At 62.0% G+C, this 14152-nt stretch carries 13 protein-coding genes; 9 read left to right on the top strand and 4 right to left on the bottom strand.

Annotated elements, in window-relative coordinates:
- The first annotated feature begins 153 nt into the window (after positions 1 to 153).
- From oxc to fdhF, 6 genes are all read left to right on the top strand, one after another.
- Positions 154 to 1869, top strand: a complete 1716-nt coding sequence (gene oxc, locus R6254_RS19810) for an oxalyl-CoA decarboxylase (protein WP_318409400.1) — start codon at positions 154 to 156, stop codon at positions 1867 to 1869.
- A gap of 28 nt (positions 1870 to 1897) precedes the next feature.
- Positions 1898 to 3169, top strand: coding sequence for a formyl-CoA transferase (gene frc, locus R6254_RS19805; protein WP_318409399.1), 1272 nt, complete (start codon positions 1898 to 1900; stop codon positions 3167 to 3169).
- A gap of 113 nt (positions 3170 to 3282) precedes the next feature.
- Positions 3283 to 3729, top strand: a complete 447-nt coding sequence (locus R6254_RS19800) for a PAS domain-containing protein (RefSeq protein ID WP_318409398.1) — start codon at positions 3283 to 3285, stop codon at positions 3727 to 3729.
- A 126-nt stretch (positions 3730 to 3855) separates the two neighbouring features.
- Positions 3856 to 5103 (top strand): formyl-CoA transferase, encoded by a 1248-nt coding sequence (frc, locus tag R6254_RS19795; RefSeq protein ID WP_318409397.1) that lies wholly within the window; start codon positions 3856 to 3858, stop codon positions 5101 to 5103.
- Positions 5104 to 5155: 52 nt separating this feature from the next.
- Positions 5156 to 6853, top strand: coding sequence for an NAD(P)H-dependent oxidoreductase subunit E (locus R6254_RS19790; protein WP_318409396.1), 1698 nt, complete (start codon positions 5156 to 5158; stop codon positions 6851 to 6853).
- A 109-nt stretch (positions 6854 to 6962) separates the two neighbouring features.
- Positions 6963 to 9800 carry a formate dehydrogenase subunit alpha gene (gene fdhF / locus R6254_RS19785; protein ID WP_318409395.1) on the top strand — a complete coding sequence of 946 codons (2838 nt, stop codon included), beginning with the start codon at positions 6963 to 6965 and terminating at the stop codon, positions 9798 to 9800.
- 12 nt (positions 9801 to 9812) lie between these two features.
- Here the strand turns inward: fdhF and R6254_RS19780 are convergent, their stop codons facing one another.
- From R6254_RS19780 to R6254_RS19770, 3 genes are read right to left on the bottom strand one after another with little or no spacing between them, the layout of a single operon-like run.
- Positions 9813 to 10157 carry an antibiotic biosynthesis monooxygenase family protein gene (locus R6254_RS19780; RefSeq protein WP_318409394.1) on the bottom strand — a complete coding sequence of 115 codons (345 nt, stop codon included), beginning with the start codon at positions 10155 to 10157 and terminating at the stop codon, positions 9813 to 9815.
- Between the two features lie 13 nt (positions 10158 to 10170).
- Complete coding sequence (locus R6254_RS19775) at positions 10171 to 11259, bottom strand: cytochrome P450 (RefSeq protein ID WP_318409393.1); 1089 nt, start codon at positions 11257 to 11259, stop codon at positions 10171 to 10173.
- Positions 11252 to 11725: an OsmC family protein gene (locus R6254_RS19770; protein ID WP_318409392.1), complete on the bottom strand. Its 474-nt coding sequence runs from the start codon at positions 11723 to 11725 to the stop codon at positions 11252 to 11254. Before R6254_RS19770 ends, R6254_RS19775 begins: the two co-directional genes overlap by 8 nt.
- Before the next feature lie 89 nt (positions 11726 to 11814).
- Between R6254_RS19770 and R6254_RS19765 the strand changes: the two genes are divergently transcribed.
- Entirely contained in the window at positions 11815 to 12519 is a 705-nt protein-coding gene (locus tag R6254_RS19765) for an ArsR/SmtB family transcription factor (RefSeq protein ID WP_318409391.1), read from the top strand.
- Here R6254_RS19765 and rraA read toward each other — a convergent pair.
- Positions 12502 to 13035, bottom strand: a complete 534-nt coding sequence (gene rraA / locus R6254_RS19760; RefSeq protein ID WP_318409390.1) for a ribonuclease E activity regulator RraA — start codon at positions 13033 to 13035, stop codon at positions 12502 to 12504. The genes R6254_RS19765 and rraA overlap by 18 nt on opposite strands.
- A gap of 30 nt (positions 13036 to 13065) precedes the next feature.
- Here rraA and R6254_RS19755 point away from each other — a divergent pair, with 30 nt between their 5' ends.
- Both R6254_RS19755 and R6254_RS19750 read left to right on the top strand, forming a co-directional pair.
- Positions 13066 to 13434 (top strand): hypothetical protein, encoded by a 369-nt coding sequence (locus R6254_RS19755; RefSeq protein ID WP_318409389.1) that lies wholly within the window; start codon positions 13066 to 13068, stop codon positions 13432 to 13434.
- Positions 13435 to 13555: 121 nt separating this feature from the next.
- Complete coding sequence (locus tag R6254_RS19750) at positions 13556 to 14017, top strand: SWIB/MDM2 domain-containing protein (RefSeq protein WP_318409388.1); 462 nt, start codon at positions 13556 to 13558, stop codon at positions 14015 to 14017.
- The last annotated feature ends 135 nt before the right edge of the window (positions 14018 to 14152 follow it).

The raw sequence follows: 14152 nt of genomic DNA, 5'->3' as shown, positions 1-14152 counted from the left end.
TCGACGGTGCAGAAGACAGGTCTGGGCGCAAGAGCGGGATGGCACATCCACGCCAGGCGGCCTTGACTTGGGCCTACGCGCTTTTTTGAGACGCCCGACCCTGCCAGCCCTCTTGATCAACCTTTATCGAAGCCAAACGAAGAGACATTCATCATGACAAACGACACGCAAACACAGGAAACGACCGACGGGTTTCATCTTGTCATCGACGCGCTGAAGCTCAACGGCATCGACACGATTTTCGGTCTGCCCGGTATCCCCATCACCGACCTCACGCGCAAGGCGCAGGCCGAGGGCATTCGCATGATCTCCTTCCGTCACGAGCAGCATGCCGGCAACGCCGCCGCGGCCGCCGGCTTCCTGACGCAAAAACCCGGCATCTGCCTCACCGTGTCGGCGCCGGGTTTTCTGAACGGCTTGACGGCGCTGGCTAACGCCACCACCAACTGCTTCCCGATGATTCTGATCAGCGGCTCCAGCGAGCGTGAGATCGTCGACCTGCAGCAAGGCGACTACGAAGAAATGGACCAACTGGCCATCGCAAAACCACTGTGCAAGGCAGCGTTTCGCGTACTCCACGCCGAGGACATCGGTGTCGGCATCGCACGCGCCATCCGTTCGGCCCTGTCCGGCCGTCCCGGCGGCGTCTACCTCGACCTGCCCGCCAAACTCTTCGCACAGACCATGGATGCCGCAGCCGGCAAACGTTCGCTGATCAAGGTGGTGGACCCGGCGCCGCGTCAGCTCCCTGCGCCCGATTCGGTCCAACGCGCGCTCGACCTGCTCAAGGGTGCCAAGCGTCCGCTGATCGTGCTCGGCAAAGGTGCAGCCTATGCCCAATGTGATGCCGATATCCGCGCCCTGATCGAAAAGACAGGCATCCCTTACCTGCCCATGTCCATGGCCAAGGGCCTGCTGCCTGACACCCATGCGCAATCGGCCTCCGCCACCCGCTCCCACGTGTTGGCCGAAGCCGACGTAGTGATGTTGGTCGGCGCGCGCCTGAACTGGCTACTGTCACACGGCAAGGGCAAGACCTGGGGCGGCGCCAATGCCGACACCCGGCAATTCATCCAGATCGACATCTCGCCCACCGAAATGGACAGCAACGTGCCTATCGCCGCTCCGCTGGTCGGCGACATCGGCTCCTGTGTCTCGGCACTGCTCGCTGGCATGGGCTCAGGCTGGGCCAAACCGCCGGCCGAGTGGACCCAGGGCATCGCCGAGCGCAAGGATAAAAACCTGACCAAAATGGCGGCCACCCTGGCGCTGAACCCCGAAGTCATGAACTTCCACAGCGCGCTGAACGTGATTCGCAACGCAGTCAAGGCGCGTCCGGATGCCATCGTTGTCAACGAAGGCGCGAACACCCTGGATTTCGCACGCAGCATTGTCGACATGTACGAGCCGCGCAAGCGCCTGGACGTCGGCACTTGGGGCATCATGGGGATCGGCATGGGTTATGCCGTCGCCGCCGCCGTGACCACGGGTAAACCCGTGATCGCCATTGAAGGTGACAGCGCTTTTGGTTTCAGCGGCATGGAAGTCGAAACCATCTGCCGCTACAACCTGCCGATCTGCGTGATCGTCTTCAACAACAACGGCATCTACAAAGGCACCGACGTGAACCCGCGCGGCGGCGATGTGGCGCCCACCGTGTTCGTCAAGAACGCCCGCTACGAAATGATGATGCAGGCCTTCGGTGGCGTCGGCGTGCTGGCCAACACCCCTGCGGAACTGGCCAAGGCGCTGGACGAGGCTGTGGCCTCGGGCAAGCCGACCCTGATCAACGCCATCATCGACGAAACCGCAGGCACCGAAAGCGGTCGTATCACCAGCCTGAATCCGCAAAGCGCGAAGAAGAAGTAAGCAAGTCACTATTTAAGGAGAAAGCAAAATGAGCAACAAACCACTCGCGGGCATCAAGATCATCGACTTCACCCACGTTCAGGCCGGTCCCGCCTGCACTCAGATGCTGGCCTGGTTCGGCGCTGACGTGATCAAGGTCGAGCGTCCTGGCTCTGGCGACGTCACCCGCAGCCAGTTGCGCGACATCGAAGGCGCTGACGCGCTGTACTTCACCATGCTCAACAGCAACAAGCGCGGCCTGACCCTGGATACGAAGAAGCCCGAGGGCAAGGCCATCCTGGAAAAACTCATCAAAACAAGCGACGTCCTGGTTGAAAACTTCGGACCGGGCGCGCTGGACCGTATGGGATTCACCTGGGAACACATCCAGTCACTCAACCCAAAAATGATTCTGGCATCCGTCAAGGGTTTCTCTGACGGCCACCACTACGAAGACCTGAAGGTTTACGAAAACGTGGCCCAGTGCGCAGGCGGCGCAGCGTCCACCACCGGCTACTGGAAGGGCGAGAACTCAGGTCCCACCATTTCGTCTGCCGCTCTGGGCGACAGCAATACCGGCATGCACCTGGCTATCGGTATTTTGACGGCCTATATCGGCCGCCAGCAGACTGGCAAGGGCCAAAAAGTCGCCGTGTCCATGCAGGACAGTGTGCTCAACCTGTGCCGCGTCAAAATGCGCGACCAGTTGCGTCTGGACAACCTTGGCTACCTGGAAGAGTACCCGCAATACCCGCATGAAATGGAAGCCTTCAAAGACGGCGTGGTGCCGCGTGGCGCCAATGCCGGCGGTGGCGGACAACCCGGCTGGATTTTGAAGTGCAAGGGCTGGGAAACCGACCCCAACGCCTACATCTATTTCACGGTTCAGGGCCACGCCTGGGAGCCGATCTGCGACGCATTGGGCAAACCCGAGTGGAAAACCGACCCCGCCTACACCACGGCCAAAGCACGCCAGCCGCACATCATGGACATCTTCGCCACGATTGAAGCATTCATCGCTGACAAGACCAAGTTCGAAGCCGTGGACATCTTCCGCAAGTTTGATATTCCTTGCGCGCCCGTGTTGTCGATGAAGGATTTGTTGCATGACGAATCCTTGCGCGCCAGTGGCTCCATCGTTGAAGTACCGCACAAAGTGCGCGGTAGCTATTGGACAGTGGGCAGCCCGATCAAGTTCTCTGACACCAAGCCCGAAGTAACGGCATCGCCCCTGCTGGGTGAACATACCGACGAAGTTCTCGCCGAACTCGGCTACAGCAAGGACCAGATCGCGGCCATGCACACTGCAAAAGCCGTTTGACCGACCTCATGTGACACACTGGTCTTCATGACTCGCAAAGACGGCGTTCAGGTTGGACGCCGTCTTTGTTTGAGGACCCAGCCAGCTTATTGGCCCGCACCAGGAGTGGACTTATGCAATCAACAACCGACCTGAAACAGCTGGTGGAGGCCGTGGGCGACGCCATCGTCGCCTCGGACGCTGGCGGCGCCATCACCTTGTGGAACCCGGCGGCACAACGCATGTTTGGCTTCACGGAAGAGGAAGCCCTGGGCCAATCGCTGGACCTGATCATTCCGCAACGCCAGCAACAACGCCATTGGGACGGTTATCACAGGACCATGGCGACCGGTAAAACCCGTTACGGCAACGACGTTTTACGGGTGCCGGCCGTGCACAAGGACGGGCATGGGCTGTCCATCGCCTTCACCGTCGCCCTGTTACATGCGCCTGACGGCCAAGTTTCGGCCATTGTGGCCGTCATTCGCGACGAAACCAGTCGCTTCGCCGAGGAACGCGGCCTGCGCAAACGCCTGATGGAGCTTGAAAGCCAGATCACCCCTTCGGCGGCCCCCCTGTAAATCAGGCGGGGAAACCACCTCACGGGCGCGATGATTAATATAGAGGTTGAACCGGCTGCCAACGCGGCCGGTGCCATGGCTTGGACCATGGCCGAATAACCCATTCAACCCCAGCAGGAATTCTTCATGAGCAAAGCGTTAGACGGCGTTCGCATCCTTGATTTCACCCATGTCCAGTCGGGTCCTACTTGCACGCAACTGCTGGCCTGGTTCGGCGCCGATGTGATCAAGGTGGAACGCGCTGGCGAAGGCGACGCCACACGCGGCCAACTCGCCGACATCCCCGGCGTGGACAGCCTGTATTTCACGATGCTGAACCACAACAAGCGCTCGATCACGCTCAATACCAAAAATGCCAAGGGCAAGCAGGTGCTGGACGAACTCATCAAGACCTGCGACGTGCTGGTGGAAAACTTCGCCCCAGGCGCGCTGGACCGCATGGGCATCACCTGGGAACACATCCAGCAGCTCAACCCGCGCATGATTGTGGCCTCGGTCAAGGGCTTCGGGCCCGGACCTTACGAAGACTGCAAGGTGTATGAAAACGTCGCCCAATGCGCCGGCGGCTCCGCCTCGACCACGGGTTTCGACGACGGCCCGCCCATGGTCACCGGCGCCCAGATCGGCGACAGCGGCACCGGCCTGCACCTGGCGCTGGGCATTGTTGCGGCGCTGTACCAGCGCAACACCACAGGGCGTGGCCAGAAGGTGCTGGCACCCATGCAGGATGCCGTGCTGAACCTGTGCCGCGTCAAGCTACGCGACCAGCAGCGCCTGGAGCGCACCGGCACCATGCACGAGTACCCGCAATACCCGGATGGCAAGTTCGGCCAGGCCGTGCCGCGTGCGGGCAATGCATCCGGCGGCGGCCAGCCGGGCTCCATCCTGAAATGCAAGGGCTGGGAAACCGACCCCAATGCCTATATTTATTTCATCACGCAAGGCGGTGTGTGGCCGGCGGTGTGCAAGGTGATCGGCGAAGAAGGCTGGATCACCGACGAGGCCTACGCCACAGCCGCCGCCCGCCTGCTGCATTTGAAGCCGATTTTCGCGCGTATCGAGCAGTGGACCATGACCAAGACCAAGTTCGAGGCCATGGACATCCTCAACAAATACGACATTCCCTGCGGTCCGATTCTCTCGATGAAGGAAATCGCCGAAGAACCCGCACTGCGGGCCACCGGCACCATTGTCGAGGTCGACCACCCCACACGCGGCAAATACCTGACCGTGGGCAACCCGATCAAGCTCTCGGACAGCGCCACCGAAGTCACACGTTCACCCCTGCTCGGAGAACACACGGACGAGGTCTTGACCCAACTCGGCTACAGCGCCGAGTACATCGCCGAATTACGCACCGAACACGTCATCTGAGCCGGACATCCCTCAACGCCGCCTTCGCCAGCCAGCAAGTAACAGCAAGCCCATGAATCACCCCATCATCCCCATCGCCGTCATAGAGGCCTCCAGCAAGCAGCGCAAACGCCAGGCACCCAAGGGACGCCGCGTGGACCCGGAGGCCCTGGCCGATGTGCAAGGCCTGCTGGGCAGCGAATCGCGGCAGCCGGATTTGCTGATCGAACACCTGCACAAGATCCAGGATCGCTTCGGCCACCTGTCGGCCGCCCATCTGGCGGCACTGGCGCAAGAGATGCGCCTGTCCCAGGCCGAGGTCTACGAGGTCGCGACCTTTTATCACCACTTCGATGTGGTCAAGGAAGGTGAAGCTGCGCCAGCACCACTCACCGTGCGGGTGTGTGATGGCCTGTCCTGCGAAATGGCAGGTGCGCAAGACCTGCTGGCCAAACTCCCGGCCCTGCTGGGCCGCGAAGTCCGGGTCATTGCGGCACCCTGTGTTGGGCGTTGCGAGCAGGCGCCAGCCGTGGTGGTGGGGCAAAACCCGGTGCCGAATGCCAGCTGCGAGGCCGTTGTGGCCATCGTCGCGACAGGCGCCGTCAAACATGTGCCTGAGGGTTTTGTGGACTTCGCTGCTTACCAGGCCGCCGGCGGTTACGCCCTGCTCCAGCAATGTGTTTCTGGCCAACAGGATGTCGAGGCCGTCATCAAGACCATGGAAAATTCCGGCCTGCGCGGGCTGGGCGGTGCAGGTTTTCCCTCAGGCCGCAAATGGCGCATTGTCCGGGCCGAACAAGGCCCACGCCTGATGGCGGTCAACATCGACGAAGGCGAGCCCGGCACCTTCAAGGACCGCGTGTATCTGGAACGCGACCCGCACCGTTTCCTGGAAGGCATGCTGATTGCCGCCTGGACCGTCGGCATCGAAAAAATCTATGTTTACCTGCGCGACGAGTACCACGGCTGCCGCACCATGCTGGAAGCTGAGCTGGACAAACTCAGGCAGTCGCCGCTGATGGCCGGCCTGCCGGACATCGAGCTGCGCCGCGGTGCCGGCGCCTACATCTGCGGTGAAGAGTCGGCCATGATCGAGTCCATCGAAGGCAAACGCGGCATGCCGCGTCTGCGCCCGCCTTATGTGGCGCAGGTCGGCCTGTTTGGCCGTCCGACCCTGGAACACAATTTCGAAACCCTGTACTGGGTACGCGACATCCTGGAAAAAGGCGGTGAATGGTTTGCCTCGCACGGCCGCAACGGCCGCAAGGGCTTGCGCTCCTTCTCCGTATCCGGCCGCGTGAAGGAACCCGGCGTGAAGCTGGCGCCTGCCGGCATCACCATCCAGGAGCTGATTGACGAATATTGCGGCGGCATGCTGGACGGCCACAATTTCTACGCCTACCTGCCGGGCGGCGCCTCGGGCGGCATCCTGCCGGCCACGCTGAACACCATCCCGCTGGACTTCGACACCTTGCAACCCTATGGCTGTTTTATCGGTTCGGCCGCCGTCATGGTCTTGTCCGACCAGGACACCGCCACAGCCGCGGCACGCAACATGATGCGTTTCTTTCACCACGAGTCCTGTGGCCAGTGCACGCCCTGCCGCGTCGGCACGGCCAAAGCGGCGCACCTCATGGAGCAGCCCAAATGGGACCTCGCCCTGCTGGCGGACCTGTCGCTGGTCATGCGTGACGCATCGATTTGCGGCCTGGGCCAGGCCGCGCCCAATCCCATGGACTGCGTTGTCAAATATTTCCCGCATGAATTATGAGCCCCCACGCTTGTCGCTACGCGTACTACGCTGCCCCCCGAGGGGGCAGGCCTTGCTTGGGGCGGCCCTGCGCTGCGGCCGGGGCCTTTGTGGACTTTAAGGATTTCTGATGAACGCTATTACAAGACAAGAACTCGCCGAACTCGACGCGCCGCTCGTGAGTTTCAGCCTCAACGGCCGTGACGTGACGGCCCGGGCCTCCGAGTCCCTGCTGCAGGTGGCCCAGCGCGAAGGTGTGGAAATCCCCCACCTTTGTTACAAGGAAGGTTTGGAAGCGGTCGGCAACTGCCGCTCCTGCATGGTCGAAATCAATGGCGAACGTGTGTTGGCGCCTTCGTGCTGTCGGGCACCCACCGCCGGCATGAAAGTGATCACCAACAGCGAACGCGCCGTGGCCTCGCAAAAAATGGTGCTCGAGCTGCTGCTGTCCGACATGCCCGAAAAGGAATACACCCGCAATAACGAGGTGGACCAATGGGCCGCCAAAATCGGGGTCGGCAAACCGCGCTTTGAGGCGCGCAAACAAGTCCGCCAGGACCTGTCCCACCCCGCCATTGCCGTCAACCTCGACGCCTGCATCCAGTGCACACGTTGCCTCCGCGCCTGCCGCGACGAACAGGTCAACGACGTGATCGGCCTGGCCTTTCGCGGCGACCAGGCCAAGATTGTGTTCGACATGGACGACGCCATGGGCGCCTCCACCTGCGTGGCCTGCGGCGAATGTGTGCAGGCCTGCCCGACAGGCGCGTTGATGCCGGCGCGCGAAGCCGCGCTGGCTGTGCCCGACAAACAGGTGGCCTCGGTCTGCCCTTATTGCGGCGTCGGCTGCCAGCTAACCTACAACGTCAAGGATGACAAAATTCTGTTTGTCGAAGGCCGCGACGGCCCGTCCAACCATGGCCGGCTCTGCGTCAAAGGCCGTTACGGCTTTGACTATGCCCACCATCCGCAACGCCTGACCCAGCCGCTGATACGCCGCGCCGGCATGCCCAAGACCGGCGACTTCAGCATGGACCCGGACCGGGTGATGGACGTGTTCCGTGAAGCCACGTGGGAAGAAGCGCTGGAGTTCGCCGGCGGCAAACTCGCCGCCATCCGCGACCAGCACGGTAAAAAATCCCTGGCCGGCTTCGGCTCGGCCAAGGGCAGCAACGAAGAGGCCTATTTGTTCCAGAAGCTGGTGCGCACCGGCTTCGGCAGCAACAACGTGGACCATTGCACACGCTTGTGCCACGCCTCCTCCGTCGTGGCCCTGCTCGAAGGCATAGGTTCGGGCGCGGTGTCCAACCCCGTGATGGACGTGACCAAGGCCGAGGTGATTGTCATCATCGGTGCCAACCCGACGGTGAACCACCCGGTGGCCGCGACCTGGATCAAGAACGCCATCAAAAACGGCAGCAAGCTGTTGGTGCTGGACCCGCGCCGCTCGGACCTGACCCGCCTGGCACACCGCCACCTGCAGTTCAAGCCCGACACCGACGTGCCTATGCTCAACGCCATGATGAACGTCATCGTGACCGAAGGCCTGGTGGACCAAGCTTTCATCGACAGCCGCACCATCGGTTACGAAGAACTGCGTAAAAACGTCGAAGGTTACACGCCCGAGTTGATGGCCCCCATCTGCGGCATTGACGCCGACACCCTGCGCTACGTGGCGCGGCTGTACGCGACCTCCAAGGGTTCGATGATCCTCTGGGGCATGGGTGTGTCGCAACACGTACACGGCACCGACAATGCCCGTTGCCTGATCGCGCTGGCGCTGATGACCGGCCAGATTGGCCGGCCCGGCACCGGCCTGCATCCCCTGCGTGGCCAGAACAATGTGCAGGGCGCGTCCGACGCGGGCCTGATCCCCATGATGTTCCCGGACTACCAGCATGTGTCCAGCCCGGTGGTGCGCGCCAGCTTCGAAAAAGCCTGGAAGGTGCCTGCCGGCTCGCTGGACGACACGCCCGGCCTCACGGTGGTCGAGGTGATGCACGCGATCAAGAAAGGCGGCATACGCGGCATGTATGTGCAAGGCGAAAACCCGGCCATGTCCGACCCCGACGCCAACCACGCGCGTGAAGCGCTGGCGGCGTTGGACCACCTGGTGGTGCAAGACATCTTCCTGACTGAAACCGCTTACCTGGCCGACGTGATCCTGCCGGCCAGCGCCTTCCCCGAAAAGGATGGCAGCTTCACCAACACCGACCGGCTGGTGCAGATGGGCCGCAAGGCCATCAACCCGCCCGGTGATGCGCGCCAGGATTTGTGGATCATCCAGCAGATCGCCAAACGCATGGGCCTGGACTGGCACTACAACCATGTCAGCGAAGTTTTCGACGAGATGCGCCACACCATGCCCAGCATAGGCGGCATCACCTGGGACCGGCTGGAGCGTGAACATGCCGTGACCTACCCTTGCCTGAAGGAAGGCGACCCGGGCCAGTCCGTGGTGTTTGTGGATGATTTCCCGCGCGAAACCGGGCGTGCCCGCTTTGTGCCGGCCGACATCATCCCGGCCAACGAGCGGCCCGACACCGAGTACCCCCTGGTGCTGATCACCGGGCGCCAACTCGAACACTGGCACACCGGCAGCATGACGCGGCGCGCGACGGTGCTGGACGCGATCGAGCCCGATCCGGTGGCGCTGGTGCATCCGCTGGATCTGGTGGCCCTGGGCGGCAAGCCGGGTGACGTGGTGACCATCGAGTCCCGCCGCGGCAAGGTCGCACTCTATGCTCGGGCCGACGAAAGCTCGCCGCGTGGCGCAGTCTTTGTGCCCTTCTGCTACTACGAGGCTGCCATCAACAAGCTGACCAACGCCGCGCTCGACCCCTTTGCCAAGATCCCGGAGTTCAAATACTGCGCGATCCGCGTCTCGCTGGGCGGCCTGCCGCCTGTGCAGGACAGCTATGGCGGCGGTCAGGCCCTGGCAAACTCGATCGCGCTGGCCGGCATCTGAACGGCCCGCGGCCTAACCGTGGGCCTGGCGCGAATCAGCGGGGGCCTGGTCGCGCTCCTTCAGTCCGTAGTCACGCGTCACCTCGGCGATACGCAGCCGGTAATCCCTGAATAGGGTGCTGCGGCCCGCGTTCTGGGCCGCACGGTGCGCCTCCAGCTTGCGCCAGGCCGTCAGGCAGGCGTCGTCACGCCAGAACTGCAGAGACAACAGCTTGTCGGGCTCGCTCAGGCTCTGGAAGCGCTCGATGGAAATAAAACCGTCCATCTTCAGCAACTCGGTTTTAAGCTCGGCCGCCCAGTTCAGGTAACCCTCGCGGTGCGCGGGATCTGGCCAGACTTCAAAAATCACGGAGACCATGGGTGTTTTCCTTTCAGCGTGTGAAGACAGGGATACGTGTATTGCCAGAGGGCTGAAAACCCGCCGGGCGCCCGAAACAGGCATCAAACTGGCCTCCAGCCCTTATCTGACGGGCGCAAGAAGCTACCATTTCGATAGCAACTGAAGAACCCGGGCAAGCATGGGCACCGGTACCAAAACCCATGCTGCGGCGCGTGCTGCGCTGCGGATCGAACTGGTCCGGCTGCGGATTCAGCGCGGCATCGCGGTTGGCGCTGGCCAGCACCAGCAACACACCCTGCCCCGCTTCGATGGTTTTCCCCGCGAGCAACAGGGGCCTCGCGGCAAAACGCCGGGTGTTCTGGACTGGCGCGCCATGGCGTTCGACCTCGGCGACAAAACCGCGCATCGCGTCCAGCGAATGGTCCGCCGCCGCAGCCAGCGACGGCTCTTGTGCCAGCATCAGCGCCGTCTGCCCCAGCAGCCCCGCCGTGGCGTCCAGCGACTGCTGCATCAAGGCGATCCGGTTGGCCGCTTGCACAGCCCGCAAACCCAGCGCCAGGCCCTGGGCCATCAGGGCCGCAGCCGCTTCGGCCGCCAGCGACGTAGCGGCCAGGTCAACGCCGGGCGCGATGCCGCGTACAAACGCTTGCACCCAACGGCAGGTGTCCGCCAGTTGCTCGCCGGGCACACCCAGCAGGCGCGCCATGGTTTGCACAGGCAGCACGTCCATGAAGTCCCGGGTGGCCCACACATCCGCGGTGGCCGCTTCGCTGGCCCTGGCCACGTCGGCCAGTGTCCAGCGGCGTGCCGCCTGCGCCACCTCGGGCTTGTGGGTGGCATGAAAGGCGCCGTCCGTCATCCGCACCAACTGCGCAAAAACCTCGCCCGCCGCCGTGCCCCGCAAAACCTGGGGCACGGGTTCGGACAACGGACGCACACGCAGCATCTCCTGGTGCAAGGCCTCGCTGATCACGGCATGGCTGCTGGCCACCCAGAGCATCAGGCCTTGGTCAAAATACAGCGGCCGCTCTTCGCGCAACTGCCTGTAAAAGGGCCAGGGGTCCGCATGGGTCACCGCCGCGATCACGTTGGCGGGTGGTGACAGCGCGGCATCAAGCATCGACGTAAACCGGCTCGCAACACACCTCGGTCTTGACCGAGTTGGCGATAAAACATTCTTCATGGGCTTCGTGGTGAAGCTGGTCTATCTGCTCGCGTGTCGGCCGCCGTTCGCCGGAAAAAGCCACCTCGGGCCGCAGCGTAACCACGGTCATCGCCATTTTTCCTTCGGCGTTTTTGGCCATCACACCCACCGCCTCGTCAACGTAACGGTCCACACAAAACTTGTATTTGGCCGCAATGGACAAAAACCAGAGCATGTGGCAACTGGCCAGCGAGGCCACAAACGCTTCTTCGGGATCGACTGCCGCCGCATCCGACAGGGGCAAGGGGACAACATGCGGTGAGGACGACCCTGCCACTTCGGCGCCGCCATCAAAAGACATCAGGTGCCGCCGGCTATACCGGTTGCCCAGAAAATCCTGCTCGCCGCGTTGCCAAAGAATGTGTGCGCTGTACGCCGCCATGGTGTGCCCGATCCGCTTGATGGAAAAATGCCAGTGTCGCGGGCAAGGCATCACTTGTCGAGCGACAACAGTTTGCTTAAGATGAAACTATGAATGCAGAACCCGACCTCGCCCGGCTGGCCGCCACCGTGGGGGATCCGCGCCGCATCCAGATGTTGGTGCTGCTGATGGAAGGCCGCGCGCTGACCGCCAAGGAGATGGCGCTGGGCGCCGGCATCACGCCCGCCACGGCGACCGCCCACCTCAAACGTCTGCTGGATGACGGCCTGCTGGTGTCCACCTCGCAAGGACGGCACAAATATTTCCGCCTGGCGACCGAACAGGTGGCGCAACTGGTGGAGTCCTTGATGCGTGTGGCGCCGCCGCGCCAGCGTATGGCAGCCGCCGCTTCGGCGTCCAACGAGCCGATCCGCCACGCCCGTTATTGTTACGACCACCTGGCCGGCAGCCTCGGTACCGGCTTGCTGAGCACCCTGCTGCACAAAGACTGGCTGGTCAACGACACGGGCGATACCACGGCCAAACAGCTGGCCATCACGCCCAAAGGCAACAAGGCTTTCACCTCCCTGGGCCTAGACCTTGCCAGCGTCCGGGCGCGGCGCCGGCAACTGGCCTGCCGCTGCCTGGACTGGTCAGAACGGCGCGATCACCTGGGCGGCGCTTTGGGTGCGGCCTTGGCCGAACAGTTGCAGGCCGCGCGCTGGATAGAACGGAAAAAACACAGCCGCGTGGTCCTCATCACCGACCTGGGCCAGGCGCAACTCAGGCAACTGGGTTTAAGCCTGCCCGGCTGAGGGCATCACCACCACGCCGTCTTCGTCGGCATACAGCCAGTCGCCGGGGTAGACCCACACGCCCTGGATCTGGATCGCCACACCCTGCTGGCCTTCGTTGCGTTTTTCCGTAGGCCAGGGCATGGCGGCCAAGGCGCGTATGCCGATGGGAAACTGCGCCAGCTCGGCCACATCCCGCACACAACCGTCGATCAGCACACCGGCCCAGCCGTTTTTGACGGCCGCGGCACCCAGGTTGCCGCCTAATAAAGCACGACGCAGCGAGGCCCCGCCATCGACCACCAGCACCGCCGGCACCCGACCGGCCGGGGTATCGAGCAGGCCGCTGCTGTCGACGGCGGCCTTGACCAGCGAGTTGTCTTCAAAACATTTGATGGTGACCACCGGGCCGCAAAACTTGGATACCCCGCCAAAATTTTGGAACACGGGCGGCAACACCCGAAAGCGGCCCGAGCTGTCGTTTTTATGGACGTCGCACAAATCGCAGGTGGCAAACGAGGCGGTGGGAGTGGTCATTTTGCTGTGACTTTCTTAAGGAGGACCTGAATGTTTCCCCTGCGGGCCGGCCACGCGCTGGCCTTTTCTCAGGGGGAAGCACACACGATCGCCGTGGAGATTTGCACAAGGATACCGAAATTGCGCAACGCTTTCGCTGGTGATTTCGGGCATGGCCTTGCGGCAGGTCACGCTGTTGTGGCTGGCCTGGACAGCAGCTTTGCCAGCGAAATGCCCAGTGGTGGCGCGGTGTTATGGGAGATTTCTCTCGCAGTGGGTGAGGCGTTTCAACGCTCTCGAATGACTGACAAGCAGCGTGTTTTTTCTGCAGAAGCAGATGCCGCAGGTGTGCAGTGGATGACCTGCGGTGTGATTCTCACTGGTGGTTTTTTGATTTTCAGAGGTAAATCAGCAACATAAAAGACCAAAAATATTCCGGTTTCCCTATGAAATCGTGATTTTCTCCAGTAGCATCCCCCTTGCCAGTGAAGAGTAGTTATCTGCATTGGTGATTTATCAACTTCTAGAAGGAAAATCAATCATGGCAACTGCAAAAAAAGCACCGGCAAAAAAAGTAGCTGCAAAAAAAGCTGCACCGGCCAAAAAAGTAGCTGCAAAAAAAGCAGCTCCTGCAAAGAAAGTCGCTGCGAAGAAAGTCGCACCGGCTAAAAAAGTAGTGGCAAAGAAAGTTGCTCCTGCTAAAAAAGTAGTGGCAAAGAAAGTTGCTCCTGCTAAAAAAGCGCCCGCCAAAAAGCGTACGCCCAACGCAGCCTTCATGAAGGCGTTGACACTGAGCCCCGCTCTGTCGGCCGTGGTTGGCGCTGCTGCGTTGCCCCGCACCGAGATCGTTCGCAAGCTGTGGATTTACATCAAAGCCAAAGGCCTGCAGGACAAAGTCAACAAGCGCATGGTGAACGCTGACGAAAAATTGCGCGCCGTTTTCGGCAAGGCGCAAGTGTCGATGTTTGAGATGGCTGGCCTGATCGGCAAGCACGTCAAATAATCGGCTTTCGCCGCACTCAAAAAGGCCGGTACCCACCGGCCTTTTTTTATGCCTGTTGAATAACCCGCGAGGCTGCAAGGCCATCGCCGACAGGCGGGTTCGACCCTAGGGGTTACTGGGGAGCGCATTACGCGC

Origin of the sequence: Polaromonas potterensis (genome assembly GCF_033446725.1) — a bacterium.
Taxonomy (GTDB): Bacteria; Pseudomonadota; Gammaproteobacteria; order Burkholderiales; family Burkholderiaceae_C; genus Polaromonas.
This window is presented reverse-complemented; position numbering and strand designations above follow the sequence as displayed.